General features: G+C 69.9%; 21 protein-coding genes. 8 read left to right on the forward strand and 13 right to left on the reverse strand.

Features of this window, described 5'->3' with window-relative positions:
- Nucleotides 1-119: 119 nt before the first annotated feature.
- The 5 genes from ACF09E_RS28485 to ACF09E_RS28505 all read right to left on the reverse strand — a co-directional run bounded on the left by ACF09E_RS28485 (nt 120) and on the right by ACF09E_RS28505 (nt 8,304).
- On the reverse strand, nt 120-1,079 hold the full coding sequence (locus ACF09E_RS28485) for a hypothetical protein (RefSeq protein WP_392208163.1): 960 nt from the start codon (nt 1,077-1,079) through the stop codon (nt 120-122).
- Nucleotides 1,076-1,780, reverse strand: coding sequence for an RNA polymerase sigma factor SigM (gene sigM, locus ACF09E_RS28490; RefSeq protein WP_392208165.1), 705 nt, complete (start codon nt 1,778-1,780; stop codon nt 1,076-1,078). Before sigM ends, ACF09E_RS28485 begins: the two co-directional genes overlap by 4 nt.
- Nucleotides 1,781-1,805: 25 nt before the next feature.
- Complete coding sequence (locus ACF09E_RS28495; RefSeq protein ID WP_392208167.1) at nt 1,806-3,491, reverse strand: protein kinase family protein; 1,686 nt, start codon at nt 3,489-3,491, stop codon at nt 1,806-1,808.
- A gap of 118 nt (nt 3,492-3,609) precedes the next feature.
- Nucleotides 3,610-5,877, reverse strand: a complete 2,268-nt coding sequence (murJ, locus tag ACF09E_RS28500) for a murein biosynthesis integral membrane protein MurJ (protein WP_392208169.1) — start codon at nt 5,875-5,877, stop codon at nt 3,610-3,612.
- Nucleotides 5,878-5,922: 45 nt separating this feature from the next.
- Complete coding sequence (locus ACF09E_RS28505; protein WP_392208170.1) at nt 5,923-8,304, reverse strand: DUF6049 family protein; 2,382 nt, start codon at nt 8,302-8,304, stop codon at nt 5,923-5,925.
- Nucleotides 8,305-8,515: 211 nt separating this feature from the next.
- Between ACF09E_RS28505 and ACF09E_RS28510 the strand changes: the two genes are divergently transcribed.
- On the forward strand, nt 8,516-9,982 hold the full coding sequence (locus ACF09E_RS28510) for a CCA tRNA nucleotidyltransferase (RefSeq protein ID WP_392208172.1): 1,467 nt from the start codon (nt 8,516-8,518) through the stop codon (nt 9,980-9,982).
- Nucleotides 9,983-10,062: 80 nt separating this feature from the next.
- Here ACF09E_RS28510 and ACF09E_RS28515 read toward each other — a convergent pair whose 3' ends face one another.
- The 3 genes from ACF09E_RS28515 to ACF09E_RS28525 form a co-directional block, all read right to left on the reverse strand.
- Nucleotides 10,063-11,322: an MFS transporter gene (locus tag ACF09E_RS28515; protein WP_392208173.1), complete on the reverse strand. Its 1,260-nt coding sequence runs from the start codon at nt 11,320-11,322 to the stop codon at nt 10,063-10,065.
- A 75-nt stretch (nt 11,323-11,397) separates the two neighbouring features.
- Complete coding sequence (locus ACF09E_RS28520) at nt 11,398-12,480, reverse strand: inositol-3-phosphate synthase (RefSeq protein ID WP_361847531.1); 1,083 nt, start codon at nt 12,478-12,480, stop codon at nt 11,398-11,400.
- 48 nt (nt 12,481-12,528) lie between these two features.
- A complete protein-coding gene (locus ACF09E_RS28525; protein ID WP_361847534.1) occupies nt 12,529-13,209 on the reverse strand; it encodes a helix-turn-helix transcriptional regulator in 681 nt (226 codons plus the stop codon).
- A gap of 372 nt (nt 13,210-13,581) precedes the next feature.
- Here ACF09E_RS28525 and ACF09E_RS28530 point away from each other — a divergent pair, with 372 nt between their 5' ends.
- Together ACF09E_RS28530 and ACF09E_RS28535 are read left to right on the forward strand one after the other, a co-directional pair.
- Nucleotides 13,582-16,332: a transglycosylase domain-containing protein gene (locus ACF09E_RS28530; protein ID WP_392208175.1), complete on the forward strand. Its 2,751-nt coding sequence runs from the start codon at nt 13,582-13,584 to the stop codon at nt 16,330-16,332.
- A 133-nt stretch (nt 16,333-16,465) separates the two neighbouring features.
- Nucleotides 16,466-17,968, forward strand: coding sequence for a glycosyltransferase family 87 protein (locus ACF09E_RS28535; protein ID WP_392208177.1), 1,503 nt, complete (start codon nt 16,466-16,468; stop codon nt 17,966-17,968).
- A 58-nt stretch (nt 17,969-18,026) separates the two neighbouring features.
- Here the strand turns inward: ACF09E_RS28535 and ACF09E_RS28540 are convergent, their stop codons facing one another.
- From ACF09E_RS28540 to ACF09E_RS28550, 3 genes are all read right to left on the reverse strand, one after another.
- Nucleotides 18,027-19,058 (reverse strand): alanine racemase, encoded by a 1,032-nt coding sequence (locus ACF09E_RS28540; protein WP_361855309.1) that lies wholly within the window; start codon nt 19,056-19,058, stop codon nt 18,027-18,029.
- A 93-nt stretch (nt 19,059-19,151) separates the two neighbouring features.
- Nucleotides 19,152-20,270 carry a lipid II:glycine glycyltransferase FemX gene (locus ACF09E_RS28545; protein ID WP_392208179.1) on the reverse strand — a complete coding sequence of 373 codons (1,119 nt, stop codon included), beginning with the start codon at nt 20,268-20,270 and terminating at the stop codon, nt 19,152-19,154.
- A 119-nt stretch (nt 20,271-20,389) separates the two neighbouring features.
- Entirely contained in the window at nt 20,390-20,704 is a 315-nt protein-coding gene (locus ACF09E_RS28550; protein ID WP_361855312.1) for a hypothetical protein, read from the reverse strand.
- Between the two features lie 285 nt (nt 20,705-20,989).
- Here ACF09E_RS28550 and rpsF point away from each other — a divergent pair, with 285 nt between their 5' ends.
- From rpsF to rplI, 4 genes are all read left to right on the forward strand, one after another.
- Nucleotides 20,990-21,280 (forward strand): 30S ribosomal protein S6, encoded by a 291-nt coding sequence (gene rpsF, locus ACF09E_RS28555; RefSeq protein ID WP_015034882.1) that lies wholly within the window; start codon nt 20,990-20,992, stop codon nt 21,278-21,280.
- Between the two features lie 74 nt (nt 21,281-21,354).
- Nucleotides 21,355-21,951, forward strand: coding sequence for a single-stranded DNA-binding protein (locus ACF09E_RS28560; RefSeq protein WP_361855315.1), 597 nt, complete (start codon nt 21,355-21,357; stop codon nt 21,949-21,951).
- A 55-nt stretch (nt 21,952-22,006) separates the two neighbouring features.
- Nucleotides 22,007-22,243 carry a 30S ribosomal protein S18 gene (gene rpsR / locus ACF09E_RS28565; protein ID WP_003967857.1) on the forward strand — a complete coding sequence of 79 codons (237 nt, stop codon included), beginning with the start codon at nt 22,007-22,009 and terminating at the stop codon, nt 22,241-22,243.
- Nucleotides 22,244-22,261: 18 nt separating this feature from the next.
- Nucleotides 22,262-22,708 carry a 50S ribosomal protein L9 gene (gene rplI / locus ACF09E_RS28570; protein ID WP_361855318.1) on the forward strand — a complete coding sequence of 149 codons (447 nt, stop codon included), beginning with the start codon at nt 22,262-22,264 and terminating at the stop codon, nt 22,706-22,708.
- 163 nt (nt 22,709-22,871) lie between these two features.
- Here the strand turns inward: rplI and ACF09E_RS28575 are convergent, their stop codons facing one another.
- The gene (locus ACF09E_RS28575; protein ID WP_392208181.1) at nt 22,872-24,209 is read right to left on the reverse strand and encodes an MATE family efflux transporter; all 1,338 of its coding nucleotides are present in this window, start codon (nt 24,207-24,209) and stop codon (nt 22,872-22,874) included.
- 423 nt (nt 24,210-24,632) lie between these two features.
- On the opposite strand from ACF09E_RS28575, the gene dnaB reads away from it, so the two are divergent.
- The gene (dnaB, locus tag ACF09E_RS28580; protein WP_392208183.1) at nt 24,633-26,117 is read left to right on the forward strand and encodes a replicative DNA helicase; all 1,485 of its coding nucleotides are present in this window, start codon (nt 24,633-24,635) and stop codon (nt 26,115-26,117) included.
- A gap of 56 nt (nt 26,118-26,173) precedes the next feature.
- Here the strand turns inward: dnaB and ACF09E_RS28585 are convergent, their stop codons facing one another.
- The gene (locus ACF09E_RS28585; RefSeq protein ID WP_392208185.1) at nt 26,174-26,737 is read right to left on the reverse strand and encodes a dihydrofolate reductase family protein; all 564 of its coding nucleotides are present in this window, start codon (nt 26,735-26,737) and stop codon (nt 26,174-26,176) included.
- Between the last annotated feature and the right edge of the window lie 66 nt (nt 26,738-26,803).

Consider the following 26,803-nt stretch of genomic DNA (forward strand, 5'->3'; position numbering starts at 1 on the left):
GCAGACTGCCACTGCCTACGGGGCGGTTGTCTCGGTCACTCTCACCCCACCCAACGGATCCTAAGGGGAGTACATTCCCGAAACCGCCGCGCGGCGCCGCTGCCGGACGGAGAGAGGGGTCAGGAGCGAGGGTACGTCTCGCTGAACAGCAGATCAGCGGCCGGGCTTCCGCTCCCGGTGGTCTGTTCCGTGCAGGAGGCATCGAGGACGTAGGCCTGGACCCGCTTGCTGTCCGCTGGGTCGCTGAGGACCAGGAGGTAGGCCGGCTTCCCCTGGTATTCGCCTCGCTCGTGCTGCAGCACCGCGTCGGAGCGGCCGGTGCCGGCCACGACGCAGCCGGGCACGGCGCCGTCCCTGTTCCGCTGGGGAGCGGTGCTCCGGCCTTCGGCGGACATCGACTCCGGGGTGATGCCTCGGGGCGTGATGGCGGAGCCGCCCTCGGCCAGGAGAGCACGGACGCGGTCCTCCACCGGAGATCCGGAGAAGGGGGTCAGTGCCGCGCCGGCGGCGGTGTCGGCCTTCTTGGTGTCGCCCGCCTGGACTCCGGCTGTCATGTCGGCCGACTGGGTGAGATAGAGGCTCGTGCCGAGCACCACCGCTCCGAAGGCGGCGCCGAGCGTTGACAGCAGGGCGACACGGCGGCGCCGGGGCTTCCCGGCCCGCCCGGGGCCGGTGGCGGCACCGGAACGGCCGGCGGGGCGGTCCGCGGCCCGGCCGGAGGAGCGGTCGGACGGAGAGGAGGCGCCCGAGGAAGTCGGCTCGGAGGCGTCGGGCGTCGTTTCACGTGAAACGACGGAGTCGCTCTCCGGCGTGGTGGCGTTGAGGAGGGCTTCGGCGGCGAGGGCGGCATCGATCCGTCCCGCGATCTCCGCAGGCATGCGGGGCGGCCCGGGAAGGGTGCCGAGAAGTCCGCGGATCTCCTCCAGGGAGGTGCGTACATCGGCGCAGAGGGGGCACGCGTCCAGATGCAGGCGGACTGCGGCCGAGCGGGGCGGTGAGAGGAGCCCCTCGGTCAGATCGGAGATCTCCGAGACGTCCGGGTGCTGTGTGGTGTTGGCCTTGTCGGCCGTGGAAGTCACGTGCGCCCACCTCCGCCCTTCACAGCAGCTGGATCAGTCGTTCCGGTGTCCGTCGGCCCCGGCACCGGTGGGACGGATGTCCCCGGCGTCCGGTTCCTTCCCCCGTCGGGGGCTTGGGTACCCACGGATTCGGCGCGCAGATGAGTGACCAGCGGAAGCAGGCGTGCCCGCCCGCGTGCGCAGCGGCTCTTCACGGTGCCGGTGGGAACGCCGAGGATACGGGCCGCCTCCGCGACGGGGTATCCCTGCATGTCGACCAGGACGAGGGCGGCGCGCTGGTCGTCGGGGATCGACGCGAGCGCGGCGAGGACCTCACGGTGGACGTCCCCCCGCTCCACGGGCGCCTCCGCTGACTCGTGGGGCTCCAGGAGCTGCTCGAAGCGGTCGTTGTCGTCGACGGGCGAGGTCTTGCGCGAAGCCGCCTTACGGATGCGGTCGAGGCAGGCGTTCACCGTGATGCGGTGGAGCCACGTCGTGACGGCCGACTGGCCGCGGAAGGTATGGGCGGCCCGGAAGGCCGACAGCAGGGCGTCCTGGACGGCGTCAGCGGCCTCCTCGCGGTCCCCCAGGGTGCGCAGGGCCACCGCCCAGAGCCGGTCGCGGTGACGCCGCACGAGCTCACCGAAGGCGTCTGGATCGCCGGCCACATGGCGAGCCAGGAGTTCCTGGTCGTCCGTGGCGTCGTCTATCGGTCGGTCCAACGGTGAGCCCCCTCCCCTGCGGTCGTCAGCCCATGATCTTGATTTCGCTCAGCTTGCCCCGGTAGCCCCCGTCGTTGGAAGGGAGCTTCGTCAGCCACACGAGAACGTAGCGGGTGGTGACGGGCTTGGAGAGCTTGAGGGGCACCTGGCTGCCCGTGCCGGACACCTGGGTCGTGTAGCCGTCGGGGCTGCCCGGCTCCGCGGTCGCGTCGGCGGGCGCCGTGCGCAGCTCCACCGCGGTGTCGCCCACGAAGGACAGGTCGACCGTGCTGATCTTCTGTGCCTTGCCCAGGTCGAGCACGAGGCCCACGCCGGACTTCAGATTGGCGAAGTCGGCGCCGTAGTAGTTCTCGGTGTACCAGTACGTGCTGGGATCGCCGTCGAAGGCCAGGTCTATGGCCTGGGGCTTCTCGGAGCCGTTCCCCAGCGGGTCGAAGTCGTGGGCCGACGCGATGGCGACCGGCTTGAGGGGCGCCGGCTTCTCGTCGGTCGTCGTCTGCGGGACCGGGGTCTCCTTCCGCGGGGAGTCCGGTGCGAGGAGCCGGTCCGCGATCTGCCAGCTGCCGAGGCCCAGGGCGGCGATCAGCAGGGCCGAGACGGCCCACTTCAGCGCCTTGCCGGTACGGCTCTGCAGCGGGGGCGGCGGGATCAGCGGCTGGGTGGCCGCGGGGTGCGCCGGAGGACGCCCGTAGGTGCCCTGCTGGTACGTCGTGCGCTGGTACTCGGGCGGGGCGGTGAACTCGGGCTCCGGGGGCTTCACGCGGGGCATGGCGGCCACCGCCTTGGCCAGCTCGTCGGGAGTGGTGCAGGGCGGCTCCTGGCGGGACGCGGTGGCCCCGTCGTTCGCGAGGGCGCGCATGGCGATCTCGGAGAGGCCCCGGTGCACACCGGCGCGGACCTGGTCGGGCGGGAGCAGGCCGACGCCCTTGGGCAGGCCGGAGAGGCCGTAGGCGTCGCTGTCGTACGGCCAGCGCTGGGTGAGAGCGGCGTACAGGAGCGCGCCGATCGCCTCGGTGTCGTTGCGCTGCGGACGATCGGCGGTGATGCCGCGCAGGGCGGCGTTCACGGCGAGGCCGCGGATCCGGTACTGACCGGTGGAGCTGCGCAGGACGGCGCTCGGCGTGAGCCGGAGGTGGGCGAGGCCTTCGCGGTGGGCGGCGGCCATGGCCTGGGAGACCTGGCTGACGAGCTGGTAGGCGTCGTGAGGCTCCAGCGGGCCGGCCGCGAGCAGCGCGGTCAGCTCGGTGGAGTCGGGCAGCCACTCGTGCACGACGTACACGAGGTCGTTCTCCTCGACGGCGTCGAGGACCTGCACGAAGCGGGGGTCGCCGAGGAGCGCCGAGGCCCGGGCCGAGGCCAGGACCGAGCGGGCCCTGGGGTGGTCTGCGGGCAGCAGGTGGACCCCGACGGCACGCCGCAGTTTCTCGTCGACGGCACGCCAGCTGCTGAATCCGTCCAGACGGGTGACGCACTCCTCCAGCCGGTAGCGCCTGGCCAGCTTGTGGCCGCTGTGCAGCTCCGGAGCCGTGAGGGAGGCCTGCTCGCCGCTCTGTCGTTCGACCGCCTTCTTCTCCGTGGCCTCGGCGGGCTGTTCCGCCGTCTTCTGCTTGTCCGCCACCCCGTCGGTCGCGGCCGTGTCCGCCTTGGCGGTCAGCGGGTCGTCACCGCTGTTGTCGGCCACGTCGACGGCAGCCGTGCTACGTTCCGCCACCGTCGTTCCTGCCTCCCCATCCGTTGCGCCACATCCAACAGCCAAGCCAATTGTGCCCACAGTCGGACGCTATGCACGACACGCGGTTCCCCCCGATGGTTGTGCTGGCCCGACGGGTTCAGCGTCCCAGGCGTCCGCGCACCATGCCGACCAGGGTGTTCAGCTCGGCGATCCGCATCCGCTTGGCCGCGACGAAGAAGACTCCGAGGAGTACCGCACCGCCGACGATCAGGGCGACGAGCGAGCCCAACGCGCCTTCGCCGAGCAGCTTGAGCAGGCCGAAACCGACGGCGCCGGCGACGATCGCGGCGGGCACGGAGGCCATGCAGAGGCGGGCGTAGGTCCGCATCACGTGGGTGCCGTCCAGATCGCCCCCCAGCCGCTTGCGGAGTCGGCGCCAGGCGATGCCGACGCCGACGGCGTAGGCCAGGCCGTAGGAGGCGGCCATGCCGACGACGGCCCACTGGGCGGGCAGGACGACGTAACAGATCGCGGAGGCGGCCGCGTTGACGGCGGCGACGATGACCGTGTTGTAGAAGGGCGTCCGGGTGTCCTCGTAGGCGTAGAAGCCGCGGAGCACGACGTACTGGACGGAGTAGGGGATCAGGCCGAGGCCGAAGGCCATCAGGATGAAGCCCATGCCCTGGGCGGCCTCGACGCCGCTGGAGGCGTAGAGCAGGGTGCACATCGGGACGCCGAGCGCCAGGAAGGCGAACGAGACCGGGACGATCGCGACCGCCGAGTTGCGCAGCCCCTGCGAGATGTCGTCCCGGACGGCGCCGGGGTCGTCGTCGTGGGCGGCGCGGGAGATCCGCGGCAGCAGCGCGGCCATGACGGAGACCGTGATGATGGCCTGCGGCATGCCCCAGATCAGCTGGGCGTTGGAGTAGGCGAGGAAGCCGGCGCCGTTCTTGCCCGACGCCTCACCGGCCGCGGTCGCGAGCTGGGTGACGACCAGGACGCCCGCCTGGTTGGCGAGGACGAAGAGGACGGTCCACTTGGCGAGCTTGACCGTCTTGCCGAGCCCGTGGCCCTTCCAGTCGAAGCGGGGCCGGAAGCGGAAGCCGGTCTCCCGCAGGTACGGGATCATCGCCAGGGCCTGGACGACGAGGCCGAGCAGGGTGCCGATGCCGAGCAGGCGGATGCCCTCGTCGGGGATGGTCTGGACACCCATGTGGGACTCGGCGGAGGTGCCGTAGACCCAGATGAACAGGCCGAAGGTGACGATCATGACGATGTTGTTGAGGACCGGGGTCCACATCATCGCGCCGAACTTGCCGCGGGCGTTCAGGATCTGACCCATCACCACATGCACGCCCATGAAGAAGATGGTGGGCAGGCAGTAGCGGGCGAACGTCACGGCCACGCTGTTGGCCGCGGCGTCGTCGGCGATGGTGTTCGACATCAGCCGGATGAGCAGCGGGGCCGAGAAGACGGCCAGGACGACGATCGCGCCGAGCGCCACCATCACCAGGGTGAGCAGGCGGTTGGCGTAGGCCTCGCCGCCGTCCTCGTCGTTCTTCATCGAGCGGACGAGCTGCGGGACGAAGACCGAGTTGAGGCCGCCGCCGACGGTGAGGATGTAGATCATCGTCGGCAGGGTGTAGGCGATGGTGAAGGTGTCGCCGAGCAGGGCGGCACCCAGCGCGCCGGTGATCACCAGGCTGCGGACGAAGCCGGTGAGCCGGGAGACCAGGGTGCCGGCGGCCATCACCGCGCTCGACTTCAGCAGCCCCGAGGCGCGGCCGGACTTCTTGGGGGCGGGCGCGGGCATGGGATCCGGCTCCGGGGCGGGCGGGGGCACCTGGCCGGGAGCCTGCTGGTCCCGGTAGAGGTGCGCGAAGGCGTCCGGCTCGGGCTCCTCCTCGCCGGCCCGGGTCACCAGGTCGTCGACGCCGGTGAACTGGACGGTGCGCGCGTCGTCGCCGTACGGCAGGTGCCGGGAGGGGCCCTCGGGCTCCGGGGCGGGGGTCTGCGCCCACACCCGCGGATCGGGGGCGTGGTGGGGAGCGGCCGGCTGCTGGTAGAGCGGCTGCGGCTCGGGGTACGTGCCGGGCGGGGGCGGCGGGTGCGCGGCGCGGTCGTAGAGCGCCTCGGTCACCGGGTCCTGCGCGGACAGGTCCTGGGCCCGGTACGGGTCATGGGTGAAGGCGTCCTGGACGTAGGGGTCCTGGGCGTAGGGGTTCTGCTGGTAACCGTCCTGTGGGTAGCCGTCCTGGGCGTAGCCGCCCTGCGGGTGCGGGGCGTATCCCTGCCGGCCGGCGTCACCGGGCGGCGGGGGCGGCACCGGCGGGTGGCCGGAGCCGGGGGACGCCTCGGGCGTCACACCGGAAGGCGGGGTGCCGCCCGCACCCTGCCCGCGGTCACCGTCGTACGGCGCGTTCATGGTTACCCCACCTCATCGTCCCCGGCCGACCGGCCACGACATCGCTCAACGGTCCACCTTCTCACCCGGGCCCGACGGGTCGCCGCTTTCGGACCCGGTGTCCGGTGTCGGGTCACTCGGCTGCTCGGGTTCGTCCGCGGCGGACTCCGCCGAAGGCGCTGCGGGCTCCTGCGGCGTGTCCGCCCCGGATTCCGGCCGCGGTCCCGGCTCCACCGGCTCGGTGCCCGCCTCCGCCGCCAGGGCCTCGGCCTCGGCGTTCCGGGCGGCGACCCGCTTGCGCTGGCTGTACATCCGCACGCCGGCCAGGACGAGGAGGAGGACGCCTCCGGCGATCACGAGCATCACCGTGGCGGTGATCTCGGAGACCTTCACGGTGAAGGTCATCGGCTGACCGTAGGGGGTGCCGTCCTCCGTGTAGAGCTGGGCCGTCATCGGCACCTGGCCGTTGACGTTGGCCGAGGCCGAGAACTTCACCGACTGGCTGTGGCCGCCGCTGATCTTCACGGGCAGCTCTTTGTACGGCTCGCCGTTCAGGTTGAGGCGGTTCTTGTTGCCGGAGGTGAGCCGCAGCACCAGGTGCACGTCCTGCAGCAGCTTGTTCTGGACGGTCACGGGGATCGTCGCGCTGCGGCCGGAGAGGGTGAGGTCGGACTTGTCGACCAGCTGAACGCCCTCGGTGAGCGTCTGCAGGTACTCCAGCACGTTGATCCGGTACAGCGCGGCGGCCCGGGCCTGGCCCCGCCACGAGGTCGACATCTCGCGGTTGATCGCGTTGGTGAAGGGCGGCACCACCCGGTACTGGGCGGTGAGGATGACCTTGAAGTCGTCCATCTCGTCGCGCGTGGTCTTCATGTCGCGGAAGGCCTGGACCGGCAGCTCGCTGTCGCGGAGCTTCTTCGGGTACCGGGAGCCGGCGGGTACCGCGGTGGAGGCGTCGGGGTCCGGCTTGGCCGCGGCGGCCGCCAGGAGGTCGCTCGGCTGGCTCCAGCGCTTGGCGGCGAGCCCCCGCAGGGCGGTCGCCATGGTCTGCGCCTGCGCGACGCTCGGGACCCGCTGCGGGGCGACCACGATGCTGCGCTGGTCCTCCGGCTGTTCCAGGGTGACCGCGAGGGACTGGGCGAGGAACTCCTGGACCGCGCGGGTCGAGTTCTCCGACCGGACCATGTCCCCCTCGAAGGCCGTGGACAGGAGCGCGTCGCTCACCACGGCGGTCGTGCCGTTGCTGAAGGGGCGGGCCGCGGTCGGTGTGTAGGCGAGGTCGTCGCGGACGCTGTCGCTGCGGGCGATCACCTTGTCGGCGCCGGCGGAGGTCGCGACCGCCAGGATGGAGGGGTCGACGGCGCCGTCGACGGGCCAGGCGAAGTCGGTCGCGGGCTGCACGTGGAGGATGGTCTCGACCGTCGTCCCCGCGAGCGCCGTCGCCGACTGGAGGTGTCCCAGGGAGCCGGGGACGTCCTTGCCGCGGTGGGCGAGGGACGCGAGATCGGGGTCGGCGAAGGGCAGGGCGACGACCTTGTGGCCCTGGACGGCCTTCTCCAGTGCGTCCAGCCAGCGCTCGGCGATCTCCTGGTTCTTGCCGGGGACGTGCAGGGTGCCGTCCTTGACCCGGTAGCCGTTCGCCATGGCGTCCACGGAGGCCAGCAGGTCCGGGTCGACCACCCAGGTCACCGGGAGGTCCTTGCCCAGCGAGACGAGCTCGTCGAGGCGCCCGCCGGGCTTGAGCTCCGCGGCGAGGGCGTCGTCCTCGAAGACCGGAGTCTGCTGGTCGTCGTTCGCCGTCTCGGCCGACACGTGGGCGGAGGAGATCAGCGGCCAGAGATAGGTGAGCTGGGTCCGCTTCTCGGTCGCCTCCGGCTGGTACGGGAGGAAGGTGCGCTCGATGCCGAGGACCCGGTCGTAGCGGCGGTCCGAGGTCTGCCCGGTGAGCGAGACCCCCAGCTGGTACACGCCGGCCTCGTCGAGCCCGAGGTCGGACACGGGCACCGAGAGGGAGAAGTCCGCCGTGAGTCCGGGACCCAGCCGCGGGATCTTGACGGTGGGAGCGTCGTCGAGGGGGGCGGGGTCGCTGTAGCTCCGGTAGCCCGTCCGCTCCGAGACCTGCTCGATCTCGCTGCGGCTGGTCATCTGCGGTCCGACCCGCAGATCCACCTCCGCGTCGGTCACCGTCTTCTTGCTCCGGTTGGTCACCGAGCCGGAGATCGTGACCGTGTCCCCCTCGACGGGAGCGCTCGGCGTCAGCGTGTCGAGCGACACATCGACCGTCTTCGAGCCGCCGGTGTCGTCGGCTGCGAAGGCCGGAGAGTCCGTGGCCGGGGCCTGGAGGAGACCGGCGAGGAGCGGCGCCCCGAAGGCGACGACGATCGTGCGCCGCAGCCACCGGCGGGCAGGTGAGGGACCGGTCCCCTGGATGTCTGCCGCCTCGGCCACGCGTTCGCCCGTCCTCGTCGTTGTCTCTGGTGTCAGTGGGGTGGGTGGTTCCCGGTTGCTGTGTCCAGGCATGGTAACGAGGCACGCTGGGAGCAAGTGCCGGGGACTGCTCCAGGCGATCTTCGACCATGTCCGCCCGACGGCCTCCGGTGCCCCGTGCGCGGGAAAACGAGGACGTCGTCACGGGCCGGGGCACGTACCCTTTTCTGTTGTGCCGAACGCCAACGAAGACACCCCGACTGCACTGAGCCAGGTGCAACGCCGCGCGGTCAGTGAACTGCTGCGCGTGTCCCCTGTCGCCGACGACCTCGCCCGCCGTTTCCAGGATGCCGGGTTCAGCCTCGCGCTGGTCGGTGGCTCGGTACGGGACGCCCTGCTCGGTCGGCTCGGCAACGACCTGGACTTCACCACCGACGCCCGCCCCGAGGACGTGCTGAAGATCGTCCGCCCGTGGGCCGACGCGGTGTGGGAGGTCGGCATCGCCTTCGGGACCGTCGGCTGCCAGAAGGAGGCCCGCGTCGGGGACGTCGATCAGAGCTACCAGATCGAGGTCACCACGTACCGCTCCGAGGCGTACGACCGGACCTCCCGCAAGCCCGAGGTCTCCTACGGCGACTCCATCGACGAGGACCTCGTCCGGCGTGACTTCACCGTGAACGCCATGGCCGTGGCCCTCCCGCAGAAGGAGTTCATCGACCCGTACGGCGGGCTCGAGGACCTCGCCGCCCGGGTGCTGCGTACGCCCGGCACGCCCGAGGCGTCCTTCTCCGACGACCCGCTGCGCATGATGCGGGCCGCGCGCTTCGCCGCTCAGCTGGACTTCGAGGTGGCCCCCGAGGTCGTCACGGCGATGAAGGAGATGTCCGGCCGGATCGAGATCGTCTCCGCCGAGCGGATCCGTGAGGAGCTCAACAAGCTGCTGCTCTCCTCGCACCCCAGGAAGGGCCTCGGTCTCCTGGTGGACACCGGTCTCGCCGACCACGTGCTCCCCGAGCTGCCGGAGCTCCGGCTGGAGAGTGACGAGCACCACCGCCACAAGGACGTCTACGAGCACTCCCTGACCGTGCTCGACCAGGCCATCGACCTGGAGGAGGACGGCCCCGACCTGGTGCTGCGCCTCGCGGCACTGCTCCACGACATCGGCAAGCCGCGCACCCGCCGCTTCGAGAAGGACGGTCGCGTCTCCTTCCACCACCACGAGGTGGTGGGCGCGAAGATGACCAAGAAGCGCATGACCGCGCTCAAGTACTCCAACGAGATGATCAAGGACGTCTCCCGGCTCGTGGAGCTGCACCTCCGCTTCCACGGATACGGCACCGGCGAGTGGACCGACTCGGCCGTGCGCCGTTACGTCCGGGACGCCGGGCCGATGCTCTCGCGTCTGCACAAGCTGACCCGATCGGACTGCACCACGCGGAACAAGCGCAAGGCGAGCGCGCTCTCCCGTGCCTATGACGGGCTGGAGGACCGCATCGCCCAGCTTCAGGAGCAGGAGGAGCTCGACGCGATCCGTCCCGACCTCGACGGCAACCAGATCCAGGAGATCCTGGGCATCGGCCCCGGTCCCGCCATCGGCCAGGCGTACAAGTTCCTGCTGGAGCTCCGGCTGGAGAACGGGCCGATGGAGCACGACCAGGCCGTCGCCGCGCTCAAGGAGTGGTGGGCCGAGCAGGGCTGAGCCTCGTCCGTGGGCGTCGGTGTTTCACGTGAAACACCGACGCCCACGACGTTGTGAGGGGTGGTGTTTCACGTGAAACATCACCCCTCACGGCGTTCTCCCCGCAGGGCCAGGGCGATGCCCGCGTAGAGCACGGCCACCAGCACGATCACCAGGGCGGAGCGTCCGTCGGGCGGGAGCATCAGCGCCGCGACGCCGGCCGCCGCCACGAAGGCGACGTTGAACAGCACGTCGTACAGGGCGAAGACCCGGCCCCGGTAGGCGTCGTCCACGGAGGTCTGCACGACCGTGTCCGTCGCGATCTTGGCTCCCTGGGTGGTGAGCCCGAGGACGAAGGCGGCGGCGAAGAAGGGCACGGGGGCGAAGGTCAGACCGAGCAGCGGTTCGAGCACCGCGGCCGTGGCCGCGCAGACGGTCATCCAGCCGAAGGGGCCGAACCGTCCCACGGCCCACGGGGAGAGCACGGCGGCCGCGAAGAATCCCGCGCCCGAGGTGGCGACGGCGATCCCGAGGAGCCCGAGGCCCTCGGACTCGGTGGAGCCCCATGTGTAGCGGCAGAGCATGAGCACGGTGACGAGCAGCGCGCCGTAGCAGAAGCGCATGACGCCCACCGCGGCGAGAGCGCGGGCGGCGGGCCGCCGCTCCGCGAGGTGGCGCAGTCCTTCGACCAGTCCCCGGGCCGTCGAGGCCAGGGCGGAGGAGAGTCGCTCGGGCACGAGGGCCGGGTCGGGACCGAGGAGCTCCCGTGACATCCGGAGGGAGGCGAGGGCGGCGCAGAGGTAGAGGACGGCGCCGAAGGCCACCACGGCGGCGTCGGACCGGTCGGCGATGAGCTGGATGCCGAACGCGATACCGCCGCCCGCGGTGGCCGCGAGCGTGCCCGCGGTGGGGGAGAGCGAGTTCGCCACGACCAGTCGCTCGGCGTCGACGACCCGCGGGAGCGAGGCGGACAACCCCGCGAGGACGAAGCGGTTGACGGCCGTGACGGAGAGCGCGGAGGCGTAGAAGAGCCACTCGGGGACCGAGACGAGGACCAGGACGGCGGTCCCGCCTGCGAGGAGGGCGCGCAGGAGGTTGCCGTACAGGAAGACCTGGCGGCGCTGCCAGCGGTCCAGGAGCACCCCGGCGAAGGGGCCGACGAGCGAGTACGGCAGCAGGAGGACCGCCATGGCGGAGGCGATCGCGGCCGGGGAGGTCTGTTTCTCGGGGGAGAACACGACGTACGTGGCCAGGGCCACCTGGTAGACGCCGTCGGCGCACTGGGAGAGCAGCCGGACGGCGAGGAGGCGGCGGAAGTTCGTCAGGCGCAGGAGTACGCGCAGATCACGTACGACGGACATGGCAGCAAGACTCACATACGAAGAGGGCCCCCGGGCAGTGCCGCGGGGACCCTCGATCGACAAGCGTGGGGCGCTTTAGCGCTCGACCTCACCCTTGATGAACTTCTCGACGTTGGCCAGGGCCTCGTCGTCGAAGTACTGGACCGGCGGGCTCTTCATGAAGTAGCTCGACGCGGAGAGGATGGGGCCGCCGATGCCGCGGTCCTTGGCGATCTTCGCGGCGCGCAGGGCGTCGATGATGACACCCGCGGAGTTCGGGGAGTCCCACACCTCGAGCTTGTACTCCAGGTTCAGCGGAACGTCGCCGAAGGCACGGCCCTCGAGGCGCACGTACGCCCACTTGCGGTCGTCCAGCCAGGCCACGTAGTCCGAGGGACCGATGTGGACGTTCTTCTCGCCCAGCTCGCGGTCGGGGATCTGCGAGGTGACGGCCTGCGTCTTGGAGATCTTCTTGGACTCGAGGCGGTCGCGCTCGAGCATGTTCTTGAAGTCCATGTTGCCGCCGACGTTGAGCTGCATGGTGCGCTCAAGACGGACGCCGCGGTCCTCGAACAGCTTCGCCATCACGCGGTGCGTGATGGTCGCGCCGACCTGCGACTTGATGTCGTCGCCGACGATCGGGACGCCCGCCTCGGTGAACTTGTCGGCCCACTCCTTGGTGCCGGCGATGAAGACCGGGAGGGCGTTGACGAAGGCGACCTTGGCGTCGATCGCGCACTGCGCGTAGAACTTCGCGGCGTCCTCGGAACCCACCGGCAGGTAGCAGATGAGAACGTCGACCTCGCGGTCCTTGAGGATCTGGACGACGTCCACCGGCTCCTCGGCGGACTCCTCGATGGTCTGGCGGTAGTACTTGCCGAGACCGTCGAGCGTGTGACCGCGCTGGACCGTGACGCCCTTGTTCGGGACGTCGCAGATCTTGATGGTGTTGTTCTCGCTGGCGCCGATGGCGTCCGAGAGGTCGAGGCCGACCTTCTTCGCGTCGACGTCGAAGGCCGCGACGAAGTCGATGTCACGGACGTGGTAGTCGCCGAACTGAACGTGCATCAGGCCGGGGACCTTGGTCGCCGGGTCGGCGTCCTTGTAGTACTCGACGCCCTGAACCAGCGAGGCGGCGCAGTTGCCCACGCCGACGATGGCTACGCGAACCGAACCCATTCCGGTTGCTCCCTGTGTGATCGTGGAAGCCCTGCTGTGCGCAGGGTTTCACTTGGCGGTGTCGTCGGACGGATCCGGCCGGGTACTGCCCCCGTGCCGGGGCAGGCCGCCCGTTTCTCCAGAATCGTTGTCGTGCAGAGCGGGGGCGTCGGTGCCGGATCGCTGATCCCGCCCTGCCCGCTCGCTCTCGATGAGCTCGTTCAGCCAGCGCACTTCGCGCTCCACGGACTCCATACCGTGGCGCTGCAGCTCAAGCGTGTAGTCGTCGAGGCGCTCGCGGGTCCGGGCCAGGGAGGCGCGCATCTTCTCCAGACGCTCCTCCAGCCGGCTGCGGCGGCCTTCGAGGACCCGCATCCGCACCTCGCGCTCGGTCTGCCCGAAGAAGGCGAAGCGGGCGGCGAAGTGCTCGTCCTCCCAGGCGTCGGGGCCGGTGTGGGACAGGAGCTCCTCGAAGTGCTCCTTCCCCGCGGCCGTCAACCGGTAGACGATCTTGGCTCGGCGTCCTGCGAGTGAAGCGGCGAGCGCCTCCTCGGGAGCGCTGCCCGGTTCCTCGATCAACCAGCCGTTGGCGACCAGCGTCTTGAGGCAGGGATACAGCGTTCCGTAGCTGAAGGCCCGGAAGACGCCCAGCGAGGTGTTGAGGCGCTTGCGCAGCTCGTACCCGTGCATCGGAGCCTCGCGCAGCAGGCCGAGGACGGCGAACTCGAGAATGCCGGAGCGTCTGCTCATCCGTCGCCTCCTCCTCCGCTCACAGGTCCTTATGCCGCGCTGATGTATCGACTCGATACATCAGCACGATAGAACGGCCCCAAGGTCCCGACAAGTGGGACCGCCGTGACCGGCGTCACATCGTCAATTCACAGCGTGCGACTTGCCTGATTTGGGGTGAACTCCGGCCCCTAGGCGGGTTTTGGCCGTGCGTAGGCTGTGCCGCATGCAGAACACCGGGAACCGAGCGCTGCCGCGGGGCGTCAGTGCTCCGGGTGACCGGCTGCGATACGGAGGGGCCTCCGATGGGGTTCCGGCCGTGCGCATTTCGGGGGGACCGGAACTCAACTGCCGCTTCCAGGCGTTCACGCCTGCCCGAGGAGTAGTCGTTCGATGAGCGAGCATCGTCGCAAAATGCCGCCGCAGCAGCCGCCGACGGGCGGTCGCGCGGCGGCACGGCGCGCTGCCCAGCAGCCGGTGGGCCGCAGGTCGGCCCCGGCCCAGGACTTCGGTACGGGGGCCCCTTCGGCCTCGTACGGGCCCACCTCCTCCCCCGGGGAGGAGCAGCGGCCGTACGGCGGTCGCGCCGAGGCCCGCAGGGCCGCCCAGCGCGGCAGCCGCCGCAGGGGGGCCGACAACGGCCCCGGCGGGCCCGGCGGCGGACGGCGCGGCGGTGGTGGTGGCGGCCGCGGCGGCGGTGCGGGCCGCGGTCCCGGCGGTGGCTCGCCGGGCAAGAAGCGGGTGATCGACTACCCGCGGTACGGAAAGTACGGCTGGCGTCGCTGGATGCCGTCGTGGAAGCTCGTCACGGGCACCTTCCTGTTCTTCGCCGCCAGCCTGATGGGCGCGGCCGCGATCGCGTACTCGCAGGTGGACATCCCCAACGAGGCGCTGACCGCGAAGTCGCAGAACAACATCTACTACTGGTCGGACAAGACCCGGATGGTCGCGACGGGCAGCGGCACCAACCGCCAGATCGTCCCGTTCGACAAGATCCCCAAGTCCATGCAGAACGCCGTGATCTCCGCGGAGAACAAGACCTTCTGGACGGACTCCGGCATCGACCCCATGGGCATCGGCCGCGCCGTGTGGAACATGGCCAAGGGCGGCGAGACCCAGGGTGGTTCGACGATCACCCAGCAGTACGTGAAGAACAACCGCCTCGACGACCAGTCGCAGACCCTCAGCCGGAAGGTGAAGGAACTCTTCATCTCCATGAAGGTCGGCAGCCAGGTCGACAAGGACGAGATCATGGCCGGCTACCTGAACACCGCGTACTACGGCCGCGGTGCCTACGGTGTCCAGGCGGCGGCCCGCGCGTACTTCAACGTCGACGCCGAGAAGCTCAACCCCAGCCAGTCGGCGCTCCTCGCCGCGGTGCTCAAGGGCGCGACCTACTACGACCCGGCCGGCTACCCCGAGATCGACTCCGAGGCCACGCCCGAGAAGAACACCGAGCGGGCCACGCTCCGGTGGGGGTGGATCCTCGACGAGATGCAGAAGGACGGGCACCTCCCGGCCGCGGAGCGCGCGAAGTACACGACGTTCCCCAAGGTCGAGAAGCCCAAGAAGAGCGCCAACCTCAGCGGTCAGATCGGCTACCTGGTCACCACCGCGAAGGCCAACATCAAGGCCCAGTTCGGGATCACCGAACAGGATCTGGAGCGCGGCGGCTACGAGATCTACACCACCTTCGACAAGAAGAAGGTGGACGCCATGGAGGACTCGGTCACGAAGATCCTCAAGGAGTACATCGACCCGAAGAAGCGCCCCAAGACGGACACCAACGTCCAGTTCGGCGGCGCGTCCGTCGACACGACGACCGGCAAGATCGTCGCGCTCTACGGCGGTGTCGACGCGACCAAGCACTTCCGGAGCAACGCCGACAACACCGGTGCGCAGGTCGGATCGACGTTCAAGCCGTTCGTGCTCGCCGCCGCGATGCGGGACGGCGTCCGGGACAAGTCCCTGCAGGCGGAGCAGGACGCCTCCACCCGCACGATCGTGGACCCCGACAAGAGCCGCTACTCCGGCCAGAACAAGCTGAAGATCCGCAAGTACAACGGCGAGATCTGGCACAACGAGCAAGGCAAGGAGTGGCTCCAGACCAATGACGACGACGCGAGCTACAAGGACATGACGCTGCGTCGCGCCATGGTCAAGTCGGCGAACTCGCCGTACGTGCAGCTCGGCATGGACGTCGGCATCGACCGGGTCCGCAAGGCGGCCGTCGACGCGGGCCTGCGCCCCGACTCGCTCGTCGGGGGCGAGGTGCCCTCCTTCTCCCTCGGCATCTCCAGCCCGAGCGCCATCCGCATGGCCGGCGCCTACGCGACCTTCGCCAACGAGGGCAAGCAGAACGACCCCTACTCGGTCGAGTCCGTGAAGAAGGAGGGCGTCGTCATCCACCAGCACAAGACGGAGACGAAGAGCCCCTTCAGCCCGGCCGTCGCCAACAACGTCACCGATGTCCTCCGCTCCGTCGTGGACGACGACGAGGGCACCGGCAAGAAGGCCCGGATCCCGGGCCGCGAGGTCGCCGGCAAGACCGGTACGACCGACGGCAACAAGTCGGCCTGGTTCGTGGGGTACACCCCGCAGCTGTCGACCGCGATCGACATGTACCGCTTCGACGACGACGAGACGAAGAAGAACCGCGAGTTCCAGGAGATGTTCGGCACGGGTGACCAGCCGAAGATCCACGGTTCCTCGTTCCCGTCGCGGATCTGGCAGGACTACATGACCGAGGCCGTGGAGGGCTACCCGGTCAAGAGCTTCCCGGAGGCGGAGAAGCTGGAGGGCGCCGAGGCGGTCTTCGGCGGTGGCGCCTCCAGCCCGACCCCGACCCCGACGGCCACGCCGACGCCGACCGAGACGACGGCCACGCCGACTACGTCCGCGCCGACCACCACGCCGCCGCCGACGACGACTCCCCCGACCACGACGCGGACGCCCAAGCCGGACAAGACGACCTGCGGAGTCTGGGGCTGGGGCTGCACCGACGAACCGGGCGATCCCGGCGGCAACACCGGAGAGCCCACCACGGAGCCGCCGACCGGCACACCGACGGGGACCGGCACACCGACGGACGACGGCAACGGGGGCGGCGGAGGGAACGGCAGGCCCGGCGGCCTGTCCCCCTGATCCGCCGGAACACCCGACGGTCCCGCGCCGCCGCGTGGGACGAGGGCCGTCGCGGCCGGCCCGTACCTTCCCGTACGGGCCGGCCGCGGCGGCCCTCGCGGTTTTCCCGGAGTCGTACGGCAGGATGTCCCCCATGCCGAGCCTCCAGAAGACGAGCGCGCCGCAGGACCGGCCCGAGCGCCGCCCGCAGACGGTCATCCCCACCCACCGGGACAAGGTGGCCGCCGCGGGCAGCGAACTGATCGGCGGCCCTTACGGCCGGCGGGCGAGGACCGGCACCGGGCAGCTGACGCCGGTGCGGGTGATCGCCCTGGTGGCCATCGGCATGTTCGCCCTCGGCATGGTGCAGAAACTGCCCTGCTACAACTGGGCCTGGTTCCGCGGCACGACCTCGCAGTACACCCACGCCTGCTACTCGGACATCCCGCACCTCTTCACCGGGCGCGGCTTCGCCGAGGGCCTGGTGCCCTACTTCGACCGGCTGAACGGCGACATACCGTTCCTCGAGTACCCGGTCCTGACCGGGCTCTTCATGGAGGTCGCGGCCTGGCTGACGCCGGGCGGCGGCGACACGATGCAGCGCGAGCAGGCGTACTGGCTGGCGAACGCGGGGCTGCTGATGGTGTGCGCGGCCGTTCTCGCGGTCTGCGTGGCCCGCACGCACCGGCTGCGCCCCTGGGACGGTCTGCTCGTCGCGCTGGCGCCCTCGGTCGCCCTGACCGCGACGATCAACTGGGACATACTGGCCGTCGCGCTGACGGCCGCCGCCGTGCTGATGTGGTCACGGGGACGCCCGCTGGCCTTCGGGATCCTGCTCGGCCTCGCCACCGCCGCCAAGTTCTACCCGATACTCCTCCTCTGCCCGCTGCTGCTGCTCTGCTGGCGGGCCGGGAAGTGGCGGGAGTACGGCACCGCGGTGCTGGCTGCGGCCGGCGCGTGGCTGGTCGTGAACCTGCCCGTGATGCTGCTCGCCCCCGAGGGCTGGAAGCAGTTCTACCTCTTCAGCCGCGACCGGAACGTCGACTTCGGATCGGTCTGGCTGCTGATCAGCCAGCGGACCGGCACGGCGATCACCCCGGGCCAGGCGAACCTGTACGCGCTGCTGCTGATGCTCGCGGCGGTCGGCGGACTCGCCTACCTGGCGTTCACGGCCCCGCGCAGGCCCCGCTTCGTCCAGCTGGCGTTCCTGATCGTCGCCGCGTTCGTCCTCACCAACAAGGTCTACTCGCCGCAGTACGTGCTGTGGCTGGTGCCGCTGGCGGCGCTCGCCCGGCCGCGCTGGCGCGACTTCCTGATCTGGCAGGCCTGCGAGGTCATGTACTTCGTGGGCGTGTGGATGTACCTGGCGTTCACCACCAGCGGCAACAAGCAGGGCCTGCCGGTGGACGGCTACCAGTTCGTGATCGTGCTGCACCTGCTGGGCACGCTGTACCTGTGCGTGATGGTCGTACGCGACATCCTCACGCCCGAGAAGGACCCGGTCCGGCAGGACGGCGCGGACGACCCCTCCGGGGGCGTCCTGGACGGCGCCGAGGACGTCTTCGTCGCGGGCCGGGCCGCGCATCCCGCCCGGCACGCCGCCCCCGCGGCCGAGGACGGACGGCTGCTGGTGGAGTGGGGAACCCCCGGAAGCTGATCTCCATGAAGAACCCCCGGAAGCCGAGCTCCCGGGGGTTCAGGGGGTGTCGACCGGCTCAGCGCTCGACGAGCCGGTCGAACTGCGTCGTGGTGTGGCGCAGGTGCGCCACGAGCTCGTCGCCGACCCGGGGCTCCTGGGCGTCGGCCGGCACGAACAGGATCGACACCTGCATGTGCGGCGGCTCGGCGAACCAGCGCTGCTTCCCGGCCCAGACGAAGGGCGACAGGTTCCGGTTGACGGTGGCCAGACCGGCCCGGGCGACGCCCTTGGCGCGCGGCATGACGCCGTGCATGGCCTTGGGGGCCTCCAGGCCCACACCGTGCGAGGTGCCGCCGGCGACGACGACCAGCCAGCCGTCCGACGCGGCCTTCTGCTGGCGGTAGCCGAACCGGTCCCCCTTGGCGACCCGGGTCACGTCGAGGACCGCGCCGCGGTACTCGGTGGCCTCGTGGTCGCCCAGCCAGAGCCGGGTGCCGATGCGGGCGCGGAAGCGGGTCTGCGGGAACTGCTGCTGGAGCCTCGCCTGCTCCTCGGCCCGAAGGTGGCTGACGAACATGGTGTGCAGCGGCAGCCGCGCGGCTCGCAGCCGGTCCATCCAGCCGATGACCTCCTCGACGGCGTCGGTGCCGTCCGGGCGGTCCAGCGGGAGGTGGAGGGCGAAGCCCTCCAGGCGCACGTCCTCGATGGCGGAGTGGAGCTGCTGGAGCTCCTCCTCGCGGACGCCGTGCCGCTTCATCGAGCTCATGCACTCGATGACGACACGGGCTCCCACGAGGGCGTGGACGCCGTCCACGGACGACACGGAGCGGATGACCCGGTCGGGCAGCGGAACCGGTTCCTCACCCCGGCGGAAGGGGGTGAGGACCAGCAGGTCGCCGCTGAACCAGTCCTTGATCCGCGCGGCCTCGTACGTGGTGCCCACGGCGAGCATGTCGGCGCCGAACCGGGCCGCCTCGTCCGCGAGGCGCTCGTGGCCGAAGCCGTAGCCGTTGCCCTTGCAGACCGGGATGACACCGGGGAACTGGTCGATGACGTTCTTCTGGTGCGCCCGCCAGCGAGCGGTGTCGACGTAGAGGGAGAGCGCCATGGCCGGCCCGGAACCTTTCTGATGGCAGCGGTGAGTCAGCGGTGAGTCAAAGGTATGTACGAGACTACGGAAACGTCAGCGACACGGCACGGGTCAGCGACGGGACATGTAGATGTCGAGCGCCTTGTGCAGCAGCTTGTTCAGCGGGAAGTCCCACTCGCCGACGTACTCGACGGCCTCGCCGCCCGTACCCACCTTGAACTGGATGAGGCCGAAGAGGTGGTCGGTCTCGTCGAGCGAGTCGGAGATGCCCCGCAGGTCGTAGACGGTCGCCCCCATCGCGTAGGCGTCGCGCAGCATGCGCCACTGCATCGCGTTCGAGGGGCGGACCTCACGGCCGATGTTGTCGGAGGCGCCGTACGAGTACCAGACGTGGCCGCCGACGACGAGCATCGTCGCCGCGGAGAGGTTCACACCGTTGTGGCGGGCGAAGTAGAGCCGCATGCGGTTGGGGTCCTCGCTGTTGAGGACGGTCCACATGCGCTGGAAGTACGAGAGCGGGCGCGGCCGGAAGTGGTCGCGGACGGCCGTGATCTCGTACAGCCGCTGCCACTCGGCCAGGTCCTCGTAGCCGCCCTGGACGACCTCGACGCCGGCCTTCTCGGCCTTCTTGATGTTGCGGCGCCACAGCTGGTTGAAGCCCTTGAGGACATCGTCCAGCGAGCGGTTCGCGAGCGGGACCTGGAAGACGTAGCGGGGCTGCACGTCGCCGAAGCCGGCTCCGCCGTCCTCGGCCTGCTGCCAGCCCATCTTCCGCAGCCGGTCCGCGACCTCGAAGGCGCGCGGTTCGATGTGGGTGGCCTCGACGTCCTTGAGGCGCTTCACGTCCGGGTCCTGGATGCCGGACTTGATCGCGGCCGAGTCCCAGCGGCGGATGACGACGGGCGGGCCCATCTTCACCGAGAAGGCGCCCTGCTGCTTGAGGTGCGCCAGCATCGGGTTCAGCCAGTCGTCGAGGTTCGGCGCGTGCCAGTTGATGACCGGGCCCTCGGGCAGGTAGGCCAGGTAGCGCTTGATCTTCGGGAGCTGGCGGTAGAGGACCAGGCCGACGCCGACCAGCTCGCCGCTCCTGTCGAACCAGCCGAGGTTCTCCGAGCGCCACTCCGTCTTCACATCAGCCCATGCCGGGACCTGGCAGTGGCTCGCCGCGGGCTGGCTCTGGATGTACGCCAGATGCTGCTCACGGCTGATGGTCCTCAGGGTCAGGCTCATGCGGGGCGCTCCTCGGCAGGTGTGTCCCCATCGGTCAGGGGCTCCGGCTCTCGCGCCGAAGCCTACTGTGACCGGGGAGCGCCCCGGATGGGCGTGTACGCCCTGACGTGCCGCTGGGCTCAGCTGATGACGCCGCCGAAGAGCCCGCCGTGCGCCATGCCGAGGTAGAAGCCGAACGCCGAGGCGCCGAGTCCGAGGACCAGCAGGAAGCGCTCGCGGGTGGTCACGGAGATGAACTGCCCGTAGGCGCCGGTCAGGATGCCGATGAGCCCGGTCCAGGAACTCAGCAGGTGCAGGCTGTGGAACTGGGCTGTGACGAACGCGATGACACCGAGGATCAGGGTCACGCCCACCAGCGCGTCCTGGAGCGGATGCGGTTTGCCGTCGGTGGCGAAGAGGGAGTGGCCGGGGTCGGGTCGCATTGCCTGTGCCATGGGGCACCTCCTGGCGTAGCTGCCGGAAGGCGGCGCATCGTAGCGCCGCCGACATCCGTTGCGTACAGATTGCGTCCCCTCACCAGTGAATTTCAACCGGAGGGCGGTGAGCGGGTACTCTGTACGGTCTGCACCGGTGTCTGCCCTGGTCCGTCCTGGATCCCGGCGGTGCCCCTCGTTCGCCGAGGGGGACTGTCAGTGGTGGCCGATACCGTTGCGTACGCATCACGACCCTCCTGCCACGGAACGACCGTGGCCGCTGAGTCCAAAGGAGGTGGGTTCCACATGCGTCACTACGAAGTGATGGTCATCCTCGACCCCGATCTCGAGGAGCGCGCTGTCTCCCCGCTGATCGAGAACTTCCTTTCCGTCGTCCGTGAGGGCAACGGAAAGGTCGAGAAGGTCGACACCTGGGGCCGTCGTCGTCTCGCCTACGAGATCAAGAAGAAGCCCGAGGGCATCTACTCGGTCATCGACCTGCAGGCCGAGCCTGCGGTCGTCAAGGAGCTCGACCGACAGCTCAACCTGAACGAGTCGGTCCTCCGGACCAAGGTCCTCCGCCCCGAGACCCACTGAGCTTCTAGCTCAGTGGTCATCGGATCCGAGTAGCAACACAGCAGCCAGAAGCAATCCCGCCGAGAGGTTCCCCCATGGCAGGCGAGACCGTCATCACGGTCGTCGGCAATCTTGTCGACGACCCCGAGCTGCGCTTCACCCCGTCCGGTGCGGCGGTCGCGAAGTTCCGTATCGCGTCCACCCCCCGCACCTTCGACCGTCAGACCAACGAGTGGAAGGACGGCGAGAGCCTCTTCCTCACCTGCTCGGTCTGGCGTCAGGCGGCGGAGAACGTCGCCGAGTCGCTTCAGCGAGGCATGCGCGTCGTCGTGCAGGGCCGGCTGAAGCAGCGGTCCTATGAGGACCGTGAGGGCGTCAAGCGCACGGTCTACGAGCTGGATGTCGAGGAAGTCGGCCCCAGTCTCAAGAACGCCACGGCCAAGGTCACCAAGACCACCGGTCGAGGCGGCCAGGGTGGTTACGGCGGCGGCGGTCAGCAGTCCGGCGGCGGCGGTGGCAGCTGGGGTGGGAACTCCGGCGGTGGCCAGCAGGGTGGTGGCGGTGCTCCCGCCGACGACCCGTGGGCGACCGGCGGTCCCTCCTCCGGCGGCGGCGGCCAGCAGCAGGGCGGCGGCGGTGGCGGCTGGGGTGGAAACTCCGGCGGCGGCTACTCGGACGAGCCCCCCTTCTAGGGCACTCCCTCGAAGCAGCTCGTACCCCCATTCTTGATCACACAGGAGAAACACCATGGCGAAGCCGCCTGTGCGCAAGCCTAAGAAGAAGGTCTGCGCGTTCTGCAAGGACAAGACCCAGTACGTGGACTACAAGGACACGAACATGCTGCGGAAGTTCATTTCCGACCGCGGCAAGATCCGTGCCCGCCGCGTGACCGGCAACTGCACGCAGCACCAGCGTGACGTCGCCACGGCCGTCAAGAACAGCCGTGAGATGGCGCTGCTGCCCTACACGTCCACCGCGCGATAAGGAAAGGGTGACCGAATAATGAAGATCATCCTGACCCACGAGGTCTCCGGCCTCGGCACCGCCGGCGACGTCGTCGACGTCAAGGACGGCTACGCCCGCAACTACCTGGTCCCGCGTGGTTTCGCGATCCGCTGGACCAAGGGTGGCGAGCAGGACGTGGCGCAGATCCGCCGCGCCCGCAAGATCCACGAGATCGCGACCATCGAGCAGGCCAACGAGATCAAGGCCAAGCTCGAGGGCACGAAGGTGCGCCTGGCCGTTCGCTCCGGCGACGCCGGCCGTCTCTTCGGCTCCGTGACCCCGGCCGACATCGCCTCGGCGATCAAGGCTGCGGGTGGCCCCGACGTCGACAAGCGTCGCGTCGAGCTCGGCTCGCCGATCAAGACCCTGGGCTCGCACCAGGTGTCCGTGCGTCTGCACGCCGAGGTTGCCGCGAAGCTCGGCGTCGAGATCGTCGCCGCGTAACGCTGTCGCCGGCGCTCTGCGCTGAGCAGTGAGGAAGGGCCGCACCCCTCGGGGTGCGGCCCTTCCGCCGTCGTACGGGGCGGATGGCGGCGTCCGCTGCGGCGGAGCCCCCTGGAGGCCTTGACCCTGTTTCACGTGAAACAGGGTGTTTCACGTGAAACCGTCAGCGTGTGGCGCCGGTGACGATCCAGCGGCCCGAGCGGGAGCGGAACCAGAGGGTGGCCATCCGGACGGACATCATCATCGTCATCGCCCACCAGAGGGCGGTCAGACCGCCGCCGAGCGCGGGGATCAGCAGGGCCACCGGGGCGAATACGGCGAGCGTCAGAAGCATCGCCCAGGCCAGATAGGGGCCGTCTCCCGCGCCCATGAGGACCCCGTCGAGGACGAAGACGACCCCGGAGATCGGCTGGGAGAGGGCGACCACGAGCAGGGCCGGGAGAAGGGTGTCCTGGACGGCGGTGTCGCCGGTGAAGAGCGGGATGAACAGGGGGCGGGCGACGATGAGCAGCGCGCCGAGCACGACGCCGGAGACCACGCCCCACTGGACCATGCGACGGCAGACCTGTCGGGCGCCCTCGGCGTCGTTCGCGCCGAGGTAGCGGCCGATGATGGCCTGGCCCGCGATCGCGATGGCGTCGAGGGCGAAGGCCATGAGGGACCACAGGGACAGGATGATCTGGTGGGCGGCCACCTCGGCGTCTCCCATGCGGGCCGCGACGGCCGTGGCGATCATCAGGACCGCGCGGAGGGAGAGCGTACGGACGAGGAGAGGGACGCCCGCCTGGGCGGAGGCGCGTATGCCTGCCGCGTCGGGGCGGAGCGACGCTCCATGGCGCCGGGCGCCCCGTACGACCACGACGAGGTAGGCGACGGCCATGCCGCACTGGGCGATCACGGTGCCCCAGGCGGATCCGGCGATGCCGAGGCCGGCTCCGTAGACGAGGCCCACGTTGAGGGCGCCGTTGGCTGCGAAGCCGCCGATGGCCACGTAGAGCGGCGTACGGGTGTCCTGGAGGCCGCGGAGGACGCCGGTGGCGGCCAGCACCACCAGCATGGCGGGGATGCCGAAGCTGGAGATCCTGAGGTAGGTGACGGCGTGGGGTGTCGCGGTGTCGGAGGCGCCGAAGAGGTCGACGAGCCAGGGCGCCGCGGGCAGGGTCAGGGCGACCACGGCGAGGCCGAGGAGAAGGGCGAGCCAGATGCCGTCCATGCCCTGCCGGATCGCGGCCGGGAGGTCTCCGGCGCCGACACGGCGGGAGACCGCTGCCGTGGTGGCGTAGGCGAGGAAGACGAAGATGCTGACGGCGGTGGAGAGCAGGGCGGCGGCGATCGCGAGACCCGCGAGCTGGGGGGTGCCGAGATGGCCGACGATGGCGCTGTCGACCATGAGGAAGAGCGGCTCGGCGACGAGCGCGCCGAAGGCCGGCAGGGCGAGGGAGACGATCTCGCGGTCGTGCTGCCGGCGGACGGCCTTGGGTGTCGCGGGGGCCTGGGTCATGGGGTCAATCTAATCTTCCACAGGTAAGCGATGCAATGCATTACTGATCCTTACTTCTGGCAGGCAAGGCGCTTCGGGTGTGGGTCGTTTGTTCTGATCTTGGTCCAGGGACAGAAGTTTTTCTCCCCCACAGCCCGTGGATGGGAAAGCCCCAGCTCAGAGCCATGAAGGTGGGGGGTCTATGAGTTTGTCCACATGACTGTCCCCCGGTCCGTGCACAGGTTCCGGCGAGTTCTCCACAGCCTGAGGCCCTTCACCCACAGGGCCTGTGGATAACCAGATTGGCTGACGCCTCCGGCGGGCCTACCGTGGTCCGGCGCCCGACGCGCCAGAAGCGGTCGCAAAGCCACTCGTTGATCAAGCCCGTGGCGTAAGAAAGAGTGGCACGGCGAGGTCCGCGGAGCGGACGGGAGGAGGTGCTTGGTGAGCATTCCCGAGCCCATGGACGACCCTTGGGCCGACGGCGGACCGAGCGACCGACTGCCCACCCGTACCCGGGGCGAGGGACGCGGCCGCGGCCGCGGACGGGACGACCAGCACGAGCGCGGCGGCGAGGGCGGACCGTGGGACGGCGGGCTCTCCGGCTTCGAGCGCGTCCCCCCGCAGGACCTGGACGCCGAGCAGTCCGTCCTCGGCGGCATGCTGCTCTCCAAGGACGCCATCGCGGACGTCGTGGAGATCATCAAGGGCCACGACTTCTACAAGCCGGCCCACGAGACCGTCTACGCGGCCATCCTCGACCTCTACGCCAAGGGCGAGCCTGCCGACCCCATCACCGTCGGCGCCGAACTCACCAAGCGCGGCGAGATCACCCGTGTCGGCGGGGCCTCCTACCTGCACACCCTGGTCCAGTCGGTACCGACCGCGGCCAACGCCTCGTACTACGCGGAGATCGTCCACGAGCGGGCCGTCCTGCGGCGCCTGGTCGAGGCCGGCACGAAGATCACGCAGATGGGCTACGCGGCCGACGGGGACGTCGACGAGATCGTGAACTCGGCCCAGGCCGAGATCTACGCGGTCACCGAGCAGCGGACCACCGAGGACTACCTGCCGCTCGGCGACATCATGGAGGGGGCGCTCGACGAGATCGAGGCGATCGGCTCCCGCAGCGGTGAGATGACCGGTGTGCCCACCGGGTTCACCGACCTGGACTCGCTCACCAACGGTCTGCACCCGGGTCAGATGATCATCATCGCGGCCCGTCCCGCCATGGGTAAGTCGACCCTGGCCCTGGACTTCGCCCGCGCGGCGTCCATCAAGCACAACCTGCCCAGCGTCATCTTCTCCCTCGAGATGGGCCGCAACGAGATCGCGATGCGTCTGCTCTCGGCGGAGGCCCGGGTCGCGCTGCACCACATGCGCTCCGGCACGATGACCGACGAGGACTGGACCCGGCTGGCCCGGCGGATGCCGGACGTCTCGCAGGCCCCGCTCTACATCGACGACTCGCCGAACCTCTCGATGATGGAGATCCGGGCGAAGTGCCGCCGGCTCAAGCAGCGCAACGGCCTCAAGCTCGTCATCATCGACTACCTGCAGCTGATGCAGTCCGGCGGCTCGAAGCGGCAGGAGAGCCGTCAGCAAGAGGTCTCCGACATGTCGCGAAACCTGAAGCTGCTGGCCAAGGAGCTGGAACTGCCGGTCATCGCGCTCTCGCAGCTGAACCGTGGTCCCGAACAGCGCACCGACAAGAAGCCGATGGTCTCCGACCTGCGTGAGTCCGGCTCGATCGAGCAGGACGCGGACATGGTCATCCTGCTGCACCGCGAGGACGCCTACGAGAAGGAGTCCGCGCGCGCGGGCGAGGCCGACATCATCGTCGGCAAGCACCGTAACGGCCCCACGGCCACGATCACCGTGGCCTTCCAGGGCCACTACTCCCGCTTCGTGGACATGGCCCAGACCTGACCGCGCCCGCGCGAGGCGGGAACCGGCTGTCCGGGCCGTGTGCCGCGACGGGCTGCTCAGCGCTTCGTGGCGTACCTGGTCAGGATCACGCCGCCGGGGAGGGCGCGGGTCTCCAGCAGGTCGAGGTTCGACCAGTGGTCCAGTGCGGAGAAGAACGGGGTTCCGCCGCCCGCCAGCACCGGGGCGGTGGCCAGGACGTACTCGTCGATGAGGCCGGCCCGCATGGCCGCGCCGGCGAGCGTTGCACCGCCGATGTCCATCGGGCCGCCGTCCTCGGCCTTGAGCCGGGCGATCTCCGCGACCGCGTCGCCGGTGACCAGTCGGCTGTTCCAGTCGACCCGGTCGATCGTCGAGGAGAACACCACCTTCTCCATGTCCCGCCAGCGCCGCGCGAACTCGATCTCCGCCGGAGTCGCTCCGGGCTGCTGGTCGCCGGTCGGCCAGTAAGAGCTCATCGTCTCCCACAGCTTGCGCCCGTACAGGGTCAGTTCGGTCGCCTCCAGCTGGTCGGACCAGAACTGGAACAGCTCGTCGCTCGGCACGCTCCAGCCGATGTCGTCGCCGGGCGCGGCGATGTAGCCGTCCAGGGTCACGTTCATGCCGTAGATCAGTTTTCGCATGGCGCCAGCCTTCCGTGCGGGGGTCTTCCGAGGATGGACCGACGCGGCGCCGGAAACTGATCGGTG

This window comes from Streptomyces sp. NPDC014891, from assembly GCF_043081085.1.
In the GTDB taxonomy this organism is placed as follows: Bacteria; Actinomycetota; Actinomycetes; order Streptomycetales; family Streptomycetaceae; genus Streptomyces.

Coding starts and splice junctions, on each gene's coding strand:
- murJ (WP_392208169.1), bottom strand. CDS start 5,877: ATGAACGCGCCGTACGACGGTGACCGCGGGCAGGGTGCGGGCGGCACC.
- ACF09E_RS28515 (WP_392208173.1), bottom strand. CDS start 11,322: ATGTCCGTCGTACGTGATCTGCGCGTACTCCTGCGCCTGACGAACTTC.
- ACF09E_RS28520 (WP_361847531.1), bottom strand. CDS start 12,480: ATGGGTTCGGTTCGCGTAGCCATCGTCGGCGTGGGCAACTGCGCCGCC.
- ACF09E_RS28525 (WP_361847534.1), bottom strand. CDS start 13,209: ATGAGCAGACGCTCCGGCATTCTCGAGTTCGCCGTCCTCGGCCTGCTG.
- ACF09E_RS28530 (WP_392208175.1), top strand. CDS start 13,582: ATGAGCGAGCATCGTCGCAAAATGCCGCCGCAGCAGCCGCCGACGGGC.
- ACF09E_RS28535 (WP_392208177.1), top strand. CDS start 16,466: ATGCCGAGCCTCCAGAAGACGAGCGCGCCGCAGGACCGGCCCGAGCGC.
- ACF09E_RS28540 (WP_361855309.1), bottom strand. CDS start 19,058: ATGGCGCTCTCCCTCTACGTCGACACCGCTCGCTGGCGGGCGCACCAG.
- ACF09E_RS28545 (WP_392208179.1), bottom strand. CDS start 20,270: ATGAGCCTGACCCTGAGGACCATCAGCCGTGAGCAGCATCTGGCGTAC.
- ACF09E_RS28550 (WP_361855312.1), bottom strand. CDS start 20,704: ATGGCACAGGCAATGCGACCCGACCCCGGCCACTCCCTCTTCGCCACC.
- rpsF (WP_015034882.1), top strand. CDS start 20,990: ATGCGTCACTACGAAGTGATGGTCATCCTCGACCCCGATCTCGAGGAG.
- ACF09E_RS28560 (WP_361855315.1), top strand. CDS start 21,355: ATGGCAGGCGAGACCGTCATCACGGTCGTCGGCAATCTTGTCGACGAC.
- rpsR (WP_003967857.1), top strand. CDS start 22,007: ATGGCGAAGCCGCCTGTGCGCAAGCCTAAGAAGAAGGTCTGCGCGTTC.
- rplI (WP_361855318.1), top strand. CDS start 22,262: ATGAAGATCATCCTGACCCACGAGGTCTCCGGCCTCGGCACCGCCGGC.
- ACF09E_RS28575 (WP_392208181.1), bottom strand. CDS start 24,209: ATGACCCAGGCCCCCGCGACACCCAAGGCCGTCCGCCGGCAGCACGAC.
- ACF09E_RS28585 (WP_392208185.1), bottom strand. CDS start 26,737: ATGCGAAAACTGATCTACGGCATGAACGTGACCCTGGACGGCTACATC.